Source organism: Ideonella sp. P3_A4, assembly GCF_056403075.1.
Genome location: NZ_JBFUGE010001082.1, coordinates 1 through 1,281, shown reverse-complemented (window position 1 = coordinate 1,281; position 1,281 = coordinate 1). Strand labels below are relative to the sequence as shown.

2 protein-coding genes are annotated in these 1,281 nt (G+C 65.0%); one reads left to right on the top strand and one right to left on the bottom strand.

Annotation, left to right across the window (positions count from 1 at the left end):
* The coding region (locus tag AC1DYI_RS36025; protein WP_477208882.1) for a LysR family transcriptional regulator at window positions 1-558 on the bottom strand (558 nt) is incomplete at its 3' end.
* A gap of 189 nt (window positions 559-747) precedes the next feature.
* Between AC1DYI_RS36025 and AC1DYI_RS36020 the strand changes: the two genes are divergently transcribed.
* Window positions 748-1,152, top strand: a complete 405-nt coding sequence (locus AC1DYI_RS36020; RefSeq protein ID WP_477208881.1) for a RidA family protein — start codon at window positions 748-750, stop codon at window positions 1,150-1,152.
* Window positions 1,153-1,281 lie beyond the last annotated feature (129 nt).

Sequence of the window (1,281 nt, the reverse complement as noted above, 5' to 3'; positions counted from 1 at the left end):
ATCGCCAACGGTCGCGGGTGTTCCGCGTTGGTCGAGGTAGGCCGGTGAGGCGCAGATCGACACTTTGTAGCTTGCCACGACGCGCGAGACCAGCCCGGCGTCCAGGTCGGCGCCGCCGATGCGCAGCGCCAGGTCGAACCCTTCCTCGACAAGGTCGGCCAGGCGATCGGTGAGGTTGACTTCGACCTGAACCTCCGGCCATGCATCGAGGTACTTCTTCAGCACCGGCAGTGCGACGTGGCGACCGAAGGCGTCGGGCAATGTGATCCGCAGAACACCTCTGGGCACGCCGCCAGAGCCGGCAACGCTCTCTTCGGCCGCATCAACCGCTTCGAGGATTCGCAGGCCGTGCTCGTAGAGCGTGCGCCCCTCGCCGGTTAGGCTCAAGGCACGGGTCGTGCGGTTCAGCAGGCGTGAACCGAGCCGCTCTTCGAGTCGACTGATCGCCTTGCCGGCCGCCGACCGCGTCAAGCCCATCGCCTGACCGCCTGCGACGAAGCTTCCCCTGTCGACGACGGCCATGAATACGAGGATGTCGTTCAGGTGGGCGCGCAGCATGAAAGGGGGTGCCGATTCGGCGAAAGGCTCTYGGGAAGCAGGGGCCGGCCGATGCTAGCAGCGCAACGGGTGCTTCAGCCGCGAGGGACAAGAGCACAGATCCAACGAAACGCCGTCGCCTGTGTGTAGAAGCCGGTTCGACAGTGGTTTGTCTACAGTGAATCGCATCGCAATCAACAGAAAGCCTTCATGCCCGTGACGCTCATGAACCCGGAAGGGCTCTTCAAGCCCGAGGTGTACCGACAGGTGGCCATCGCGACGGGAACCAAGCAAGTGCACGTCGCCGGGCAGGTCGCCTATGGACCGGACGGGAAACTCGTCGGACCGGGCGACCTGGCCGCCCAAGTCGCGCAGGCCTACCGCAACGTGGCCACGGCGCTGGCAGCGGCTGGCGCGACATTCAAGGACGTCGTTCGACTGACCATCTATGTGGTCGATTGGAGGCTCGAGCTCATGCCGGCCCTCGCGGCAGGGCTCGAGCGTGTAGCGGACGAGCTGCAAACAGCGCCCGCACCAGCTTCGCTGATCGGCGTGTCTGTCTTGTTCGAACCGGGTGTCCTTGTCGAAGTCGAAGCCACTGCCGTGGTTGACTGACAAGAGCCGTCACAACGAGTCAGTCGCCCCTCATGTCTTCTGCCGAGGCATTTCGTGCCGCAGCCGGTGCACGCGTGGTGGGCATGCCGACGCGAGGGTCACGCGGATGCGAGGGGCATGGCCGTGAGG